Here is an 8,116-nt window from a genome sequence, read left to right as displayed (position 1 = left end):
CTGCGTGCTGTCGGTCAAGGTTCCGGACCCAAAGTTCTCCTCCCAGACCAAGGACAAGCTGGTCTCCTCCGAGGTGCGCCCGGCGGTGGAAAACCTGGTGTCCGAGGGCATCAGCAGCTGGTTCGAAGAACACCCGAACGAAGCCAAGCTGATCGTCCAGAAGATCGCCGAGGCCGCCGCCGCCCGCGAAGCGGCGCGCAAGGCCCGCGAACTGACGCGTCGTAAGTCGGCGCTCGACATCACCTCGCTGCCCGGCAAGCTGGCCGACTGCTCGGAGAAGGACCCGGCCAAGTCTGAAGTCTTCCTGGTCGAGGGCGACTCCGCCGGCGGCTCGGCCAAGCAGGCGCGCAACCGTGAGAACCAGGCGATCCTGCCGCTGCGCGGCAAGATCTTGAACGTCGAGCGGGCGCGCTTCGACAAGATGCTGTCGTCCGATCAGATCGGCACCCTGATCACCGCGCTGGGCGCCGGCATCGGCCGCGACGACTTCAACATCGAGAAGCTGCGCTACCACAAGATCGTCATCATGACCGACGCCGACGTCGACGGCGCCCACATCCGCACCCTGCTGCTGACCTTCTTCTACCGGCAGATGCCGGAGGTGATCGAGCGGGGCTATCTCTATATCGCCCAGCCGCCGCTCTATAAGGCGACCAAGAGCCGGCAGTCCCGGTATCTGAAGGACGATTCCGAGCTAGAAAACTACCTGATCGACGAGGGCGTCGAGGGCGCGACCCTGGACCTGTCCTCGGGCGAACGCCTGGTCGGCGCCGATCTGCTGGCGCTGGTGCAGAGCGCCCGCGGCGCCAAGGCCAATGTCGAGCGGCTGTCGTCGCGCGCCCCGGCCTTCGCCATCGAACAGGCCGCCATCGCCGGCCTGCTGTCGGACGACGGCGGGGACGTGGCCAAGGCGGCGGGGCGCCTGGATCTCTACGCCGAGGAGGGCGACGGCGCCTGGACCGGCGAAAAGGCCGTGACCGGCGGCTATGTCTTCTCGCGGATCAAGCGCGGTGTGTCCGAGCGGATCGTGCTGGACGAGTTGCTGCTCGGCGCCGCCGACGCGCGCCGCCTGTCGGAACGCGCCGCGGCGATGGTCGAGACCTTCGAGGGTGTGGCCACCTTCACCCGTAAGGACAAGACCGCCACCGTGCGTGGCCCGCTCGACCTGTTCAACGCGGTGATGGAGGCGGGCCGTCGCGGCCTGTCGGTCCAACGCTATAAGGGCCTGGGCGAGATGAACCCCGACCAGCTCTGGGAAACCACCCTGGACGCTGACGCTCGCACCTTGCTGCAGGTCCGGGTCAATCACGCCGACGACGCCGACGACATGTTCACCCGCCTGATGGGCGACCTGGTCGAGCCGCGCCGCGAGTTCATCCAGGAAAACGCCCTCGACGCCGAGGTCGACGTCTAGGACGGTCTCTCAGCGGGGACCGCTTCCAAAAATCTGGCGTCAGGAGCCTCTTCCTGTCGCCCTTTTGGTGCGGGCGGGGCTTCAGGCTTGACCAGACACACCGCCGCCCTATCGGAGTGGCGGTGTGGTGAAGCCGGAGCAATAGTCCCCCATGAGCGATGAACGCAGATCCGACCGACAGCGTGGCCTACTGGGGGCGATCGAACGCGCGGGCAACTTGCTCCCCGATCCAACGATCATTTTTCTCTATCTGATCTTCGCATTGATGCTGCTTTCGTGGCTCGGTGCGGCGTTGGGATGGCAAGCGGCGCTTCCCTATTCGGGCACGAAGGCGCCCGAGCACGCCGAACTGGCGAACGGGATACTGACCTACCGGGCTTCAAGCCTGTTCTCCGCGGAGAACATCGCCCGCCTCTTCATAGAGATGCCGCGCACCTTCGCTGGTTTTGCGCCGCTGGGCCTGGTGCTCACGATCATGCTCGGCGCAGCGGTGGCTGAGCGCTCGGGATTGTTTTCCGCGCTTATCCGGGCCTCGCTGGGCAACGCCAACAAGGCCCTGTTGACACCGATCGTGGCGGTGATCGGCATGGTGTCTCACCATGCTTCCGACGCCGCCTATGTTGTGTTCATTCCGCTGGCCGCGATTACCTTCGCCGTCGCCGGCCGTCACCCGCTCGCGGGGCTGGCGGCGGCCTTTGCAGCGGTGTCGGGAGGCTATGCCGGCAATCTCATGCCTGGGCAGATCGACGTCCTGTTGCTGAGCTTCACCCAGGAAGCCGCGCGGATCGTTCAGCCGGACTGGACGATGAACCCCCTCGGCAACTGGTACTATATCTGCGCCATCGTCGTGCTGTTCACGCCGATCATCTGGTACGTCACCGATCGGGTCATTGAACCGCGCCTCGGTCCTTGGAACGGCGTGGTCGATGACGACCTGCGCGCGGATCTGGAGAAGGCCGACCTCACCGCCGCCGAGCACAAGGGGCTGCGCCGCGCCGGCCTGGTCACCCTGCTTGTCATCGGCGCTTTCGCGGCGCTGGCCCTCTGGCCTGGATACACCCCGTTCATCAACCAAGAGGCTGAAGGACCCGCTCGCCTGCAGCCGCTCTACGGCTCCCTGGTGGCGGGGTTCTTCCTGCTGTTTCTGCTTACAGGCGTCGCCTTTGGTCGAGCCACCGGCGCGGTGAAGTCGGCGAACGACGTGGTGGAGATGATGCAGCACGGGGTGCGGACGATGGCGCCCTACCTGGTCTTCGTGTTCTTCGCCGCCCACTTCGTCGCGATGTTCAATTGGTCGAGGATCGGCCCGATCATCGCGATCAACGGCGCAGAGGCGCTGCAAGCGATGGCCCTGCCGCCGGCGCTGCTGTTGGTCTGCGTCCTGCTGCTTTCGTCGTTTCTGGACCTCTTCATCGGCTCGGCCTCGGCGAAGTGGAGCGCGCTCTCACCGGTGGTCGTCCCGATGTTCATGCTCCTTGGCATCAGTCCCGAGATGACCACGGCCGCCTACCGAATGGGCGACAGCTATACCAATATCATGACCCCTCTGATGAGCTACTTCCCGCTCATCCTGGCCTTCGGCCAACGATGGGACCGCGGGGTTGGAGTGGGGTCGTTGCTGGCGCTGATGCTGCCCTATGCCCTGTCGTTCATGGTGGTCGGGATCGGTATGACCGTGGGGTGGGTGTTGCTGGACCTGCCGCTCGGACCCGGCGCCCAGGTGCATTACACCGTGGGCGCCGCCACGCCCTGACCACCATCGCCCTGGCCGCGACCGGCGGAGAGCCGCGCGGTGACAAGGGTTAGGCCCGAGCGTGCGGGGTCGAGGGCCGCTTGCGCTTCTGGAATTTCGGGTTGGCCCAGAAGGTGTAGACGGCGAGGCTTCCGAGCAGCGCCAGAGCCAGGCCTGACACGGTCATGACCAGCCGATAGGGCAGGCCGCCGACCTTGGCGGCATGGATCGGGTATTCCAGATTGGCGATCCGCAGCCCGGTCGGCAGGGTCTGGGCGTTGCGGGTGGCGACCTGCTGGGCGGTGGCGGGATCGAACCAGAACATGGTCCGGCCGTTTGGCAGCCACTCGGCCTGCTGGCGTAGCCTGACCGAGATCAGCGCGCCCGGCTTGGTCGGCAGGCCGATGGTGCGGATCTCAGCGCCCGGATACTGCGCTCGTGTGGCGTTCAGCAATTCCAGCCAATCGGTGTCGGGGGCCAACGGCCCGCCCTTGGCTTTCGGCGCGCCTTCAGACGCCTTCATCTCGGTGGGGCTTGAGAAGGGGGCGAGCATCACCTCCTCGACCTTGGGAAGGGTCATGGCGACGCCGGTCAGCAGCGAGATGAACAACAGCGGCGCGACGAGCACGCCGAGGTCGCGGTGCTGGCGAACCACGGCGGCGCGCGACATCTTCGCGGGCCATAGACTGAAGGTGAACAGCCGCCGGGTCGGCCACCAGAGGATCACCCCGGTGATGACAAAAGCGAGGCCCGCCAGCCCCAGGGCTCCGGCGACGAATTTTCCCGTGTCGCCGACCAACAGATAGTGGTGCAGGTCGAACAGCCAGATCTCCGGCCGCTCCCATTTCGAGGACCATTGCGCGACGATCTCGCCGGTCTGGTCGGCATAGGCCCCCCGTTCCTTGTCGATATAGGACAGCCGGTGCAGCCCCAGGCGCTCGCTGGCCAGCACGATGGAGCGCGGCGGGTCGGGATCTTCGAAGATCCTCTGGACCGCGGCGGCCAGGGTGGCGGTGTCCTGCATCTGCGCTTCGGCGGCGTGGGGCGTGGTGAGCCGCAGCCAGTCGTCCTTGTGGACCAGCATGGCGCCGCTCAACCCCAGTATGGCCAGGAACAGGCCGATCAGCCCGCCGGCCCACCGGTGCGCGAGACGCAGGATCGACATCAGAAGCGGCGTTCCAGACCGAGGGTGAAGACCCGCCCGCGACCGGCGAAGTAGCGCAGATTGTCGGCTGGGTTGGAGGTGTCGGAGCTGTAGCTGAGGTACTGCTCGTCAAACAGGTTCTGGACGCTGAAGAACACGTCGCCGGCCGGCGCCGAGTAGCGGACGGTGGCGTCGACCAGGGTGTAGCCCTGGAAGTTGTTGCGCGGATCGGCGCCCTCGTAGCTGCGCTGCAGATAGGTCTGGCTTTGCAGGCGCGCGGCCAGCGGCCCTTGCTGGTAGCTGAGCGCGAAGTTGAAGCGGTCGGGCGAAATGTTCGCCCCGTCGAGGTCGATATCGGTCGAGCCGTCGCCGTTGCTGTCAGCGCGGCCCTTCAGCTTGGCGTAGCCGGCTGAGGCGGTGACGCCGGGGACCGGCGTCTTGGCCGTGACGTTCAGCTCCAGGCCCTCGATCTCCACCCGTTGCCGCTGGACGTCGTAGACGGCGGTCGCGGGGTTGAGCACCAGCAGTTGGCCAAGCTTGGAGGTCGACCAGAAATAGGCGGCGGTCGCCTCGATGGGGCCGCGCTTCCACTCGGCCCCGATCTCCTGGTTGTCGGAGACTACCGGATTGATGTCGAGGAAGCTGTCCACGTCGACGCCGTCGCGGTTCACGCCCCGCAGGATCCGGCCGACGTCGGGCACGGTGTAGCCCTCGGCGTAGCTGGCGTAGAGGCGCAGGGATTGGGTCGGCTTCACCACGATGCCGCCGTTCAGCAGGGTCGCCTCGAAGGATGGATCGCCGCCGCCTACCGCGCGCGAGCCGTAGGAGGCCAGGGTCGTGTAGTCGCTGACCTTCAAGGTCACCGACTCGTAGCGCAGGCCCCCGGCCAGGTGCAGCCTGTCGTCCAGCAGCGCCAGATTGGCCTGGACGAACGGCGCGATACTTTGGAACTGGGTCGGCGGCACCCAGGCGCGCTTCGTCTGAATGAGCGACTGCTCGGTGCGGTCCTTCATGGTGTCGAGGCCGAAGGTGGTGTTCAGGCCCGGCACGAACGGAATTTCTCGCTCATATCCGATCCTCGCGCCCATCTTTTCCGACTGGTTCGACGATTGGTCGAACAGCGTGCCGATCGGGGCGAGGCGGGCGTCCTGGAAGGTGGCGCTGCGGTCGCCCCCGAAGGTGTCGCGCGAGCGGTTGTAGAAGAACTGGGCGGTTAGGTCGCCGCCAACCAGGTCGTCGTCGGTCACCGCCACCGACAGCGTCTCGACGCGATTGGCTGCGGGCCGCCCCTGGATGGTCCCGCGCATGCTGCTGGCGGGGCGGTTCTTGGTGCGGTCCCCGGCGATGATCACATAGTCGCCGTCGCCCTTCAGTTCGAAGCGGTTGGCGACCAGGTCGATGCGAAGGCTCTCGTCGATCTGCCAGCCGAAGCGGCCGAAGATCGAGGTGCTGGTGGAGTCCTGGATCTCGCCCTGGGTGTTGTCGACGCCGATCCGCCGGCCACGGCCGTCATAGAAGGCGCCGCGGGATTCATAGGCGAGGCCCAGCGTGGCGTCGAAGGCCCCGGCGCGATAACCCGCCAGACCCGCCGTCTTCCAGCCCAGGCCATCGCCGTGGAACCGGGTGTCGCTGCTGACCTGGGCCAGGATCCTGCCCGACAGGCCGTCCTCCTTGGGCGGTCCGACCGTCACCTGATTGACCACACCTCCGGTGGCGCCGATGCCCTGCAAGGCGTTCGACCCGTAGATCAGTTCGACATGGTCGATGAAGAACGGGTCGATGGTGAAGCCGTCGCGCGAGCCGTCGCGGATCGGGGTCGATTGCGGAATGCCGTTGATGGCGAACAGCGGCGAGCGGCCGCGCAGGGTCTCGCCGCTGCCCGACAGCTTCTGGCGGGTTGGCGAGAACGATGGGGAGAGCGAGGAGATCGCATCGACCACCGAGCCGCTGATCGACACCTGTTGCGACAGCGTGTCGGCGTCGACGATGTCGACGGTCATCGGCAGGGCGCTGGCCGGCAGGGTGGTGCGGGCCGCGGTGATGACCAATTCGGACACCTCGGTCGGGCCGCTCTTGGTCTGGGCGAAGGCCTGCGTGCCGAAAGCCAGGGCGATCAAGCTCGCTCCAGCCGCCAGATGGACACCCCGTACACGCGCCGCGCTCGCCGTTCTCAAAGCCATCTGCATCCCCGACTATCGTTGTGAGGGGCTCTATAGGCGTTAATAAGAACGATTTGCAATTGACGTCTTGGACCGCATGGGGTTCGGGCGGCTTGCTGCTGATGACCGGGCGCATCTATTGTTCGAGGCCGCGCCGCGATCCGGCTCAACCAGCGAGTTCGCCATGATGCGCGATGATGTCGGCGATCTTGCATTTCGCTCCCTGGACTCGCTGGAAGGCGCGCCAGATCGGCTGGGCGGGACGCCTGGTCCGCGTGAGAGCCTGGTCGCAAAGGTGCGGCGATATGCGCCGGGCGTGCTCATCGCCGGTCTCGTCGCCCTGGCGGCGCAATGGCTCTCCGAGCACTACAAGGCGCCGGTCATGTTGTTCGCCCTGCTGCTGGGCATGGCGGTGAACTTCACGGGCGATGATCCCCGCTGCCGCCCGGGCATCGATTTCGCCGCCCGTCAGATCCTGCGCATCGGCGTGGCGCTGCTGGGCATGCGCATCACCTTCGATCAGGTCCGCTCGGTCGGGGCCGGGGCTCTCACCCTCACCGCGGTCGCCGTCGTCCTGACCATTCTGGTGGGCTGGTTGATGGCGCGCTCAATGAAGCTGAGGGGTCCGCTGGGAATCCTGATGGGCGGCGCGGTCGCGATCTGCGGCGCCTCGGCCGCCCTGGCGATCGCCTCGGTGTTGCCGCGCAGCGAGACGCACGAGCGTGACGTGGTGCTGACGGTGGTGGGCGTCACCACTCTTTCGACCTTGGCGATGATCCTCTATCCGACGCTCGCGGCCATGCTGCACTTCAGCGATGTCGCGGCCGGCATGTTCTTCGGCGCCACCATCCACGATGTCGCCCAGGTGGTGGGTGCGGGCTACAGCGTCTCGCCCGAGGCGGGCGACACCGCGACCATCGTCAAGCTGTTCCGGGTGGCCTTGCTGCTGCCGGCGGTGGTGATCGTCTCGCTGATCTACCGCCGCTCGGCCGAGGCCCACGCCAAGCGGCCTCCGTTGATTCCGGTCTTCCTGATCGCCTTCGCCGTCCTGGTGGCGATCAATTCCACCGGGGTGGTCGGCGACTGGATCCGCGATCCGTTGCAGGACGCCTCGCGCTGGTGCCTGGTCGCCGCCATCGCCGCGCTCGGCGCCAAGACCGCGTTGGGCGACCTGGCCAAGGTCGGGTGGCGGCCGATCCTGGTGCTGGTCGGCACGACGGTGTTTGTCGCTGTCTTCGTCCTCGCCGGTATGGCCCTGATGGGCGGCTGGCCGCCTTGAGGCCGGCCCGGCGATAGGCTCGCATCGGCAGTTGCCTTCCCCAAGGTGATCGAACGTTGGATCAGGTCAAATGTTCTCGGGAGGAACGCATGGCCGATTCAGCAGACACCACCCAGGCGGTGAGCGGGCTTGGGTTCGATCCCGACAAACTGCGCGAGAAGTACCGCGTCGAGCGCGACAAGCGCCTGCGGACGGAGGGCAACGCCCAGTACCAGGAGATCGCCGGCGACTTCGCTCACTACCTGGATGATCCCTATGTCGCGCCCGGCTTCACCCGCGAGCCGCTGACCGACGAGGTCGAGGTGGTGGTGATCGGCGGCGGCTTCGGCGGCTTGCTGGCGGCGGCGCGGCTGCGCGAGGCCGGTGTGAGCGACATCCGCGTCATCGA

Annotated in this window: 5 protein-coding genes and 1 pseudogene; 4 read left to right on the top strand and 2 right to left on the bottom strand. The window is 66.7% G+C overall.

All coding sequences use genetic code 11. The features are described 5' to 3' along the window. Positions 1-1,414 (top strand): toprim domain-containing protein (locus tag Q7T84_RS11710; RefSeq protein ID WP_304808978.1); only part of this gene is annotated, 1,414 nt, incomplete at its 5' end. A gap of 151 nt (positions 1,415-1,565) precedes the next feature. After that, positions 1,566-3,167 (top strand): AbgT family transporter, encoded by a 1,602-nt coding sequence (locus Q7T84_RS11705; protein ID WP_304808976.1) that lies wholly within the window; start codon positions 1,566-1,568, stop codon positions 3,165-3,167. A 49-nt stretch (positions 3,168-3,216) separates the two neighbouring features. On the opposite strand, the gene Q7T84_RS11700 is transcribed toward Q7T84_RS11705, so the two are convergent. Further along, positions 3,217-4,311 (bottom strand): PepSY domain-containing protein, encoded by a 1,095-nt coding sequence (locus Q7T84_RS11700; RefSeq protein ID WP_304808974.1) that lies wholly within the window; start codon positions 4,309-4,311, stop codon positions 3,217-3,219. Next, on the bottom strand, positions 4,311-6,407 hold the full coding sequence (locus Q7T84_RS11695; RefSeq protein ID WP_304808972.1) for a TonB-dependent receptor: 2,097 nt from the start codon (positions 6,405-6,407) through the stop codon (positions 4,311-4,313). Before Q7T84_RS11695 ends, Q7T84_RS11700 begins: the two co-directional genes overlap by 1 nt. Positions 6,408-6,633: 226 nt before the next feature. Between Q7T84_RS11695 and Q7T84_RS11690 the strand changes: the two genes are divergently transcribed. Continuing rightward, positions 6,634-7,728: a YeiH family protein gene (locus tag Q7T84_RS11690; protein ID WP_304808970.1), complete on the top strand. Its 1,095-nt coding sequence runs from the start codon at positions 6,634-6,636 to the stop codon at positions 7,726-7,728. Positions 7,729-7,817: 89 nt separating this feature from the next. After that, a pseudogene (locus Q7T84_RS11685) lies at positions 7,818-8,116 on the top strand (monooxygenase); the annotation flags it as partial.

Origin of the sequence: Phenylobacterium sp. (assembly GCF_030654915.1) — a bacterium.
Classification (GTDB): domain Bacteria; phylum Pseudomonadota; class Alphaproteobacteria; order Caulobacterales; family Caulobacteraceae; genus Phenylobacterium.
This window is presented reverse-complemented; position numbering and strand designations above follow the sequence as displayed.

Bases quoted from the DNA above. Each gene is read 5' to 3' on its own strand.
- Q7T84_RS11700 (WP_304808974.1), bottom strand. From the start codon at position 4,311: ATGTCGATCCTGCGTCTCGCGCACCGGTGGGCCGGCGGGCTGATCGGC.
- Q7T84_RS11705 (WP_304808976.1), top strand. From the start codon at position 1,566: ATGAGCGATGAACGCAGATCCGACCGACAGCGTGGCCTACTGGGGGCG.
- Q7T84_RS11690 (WP_304808970.1), top strand. From the start codon at position 6,634: ATGATGCGCGATGATGTCGGCGATCTTGCATTTCGCTCCCTGGACTCG.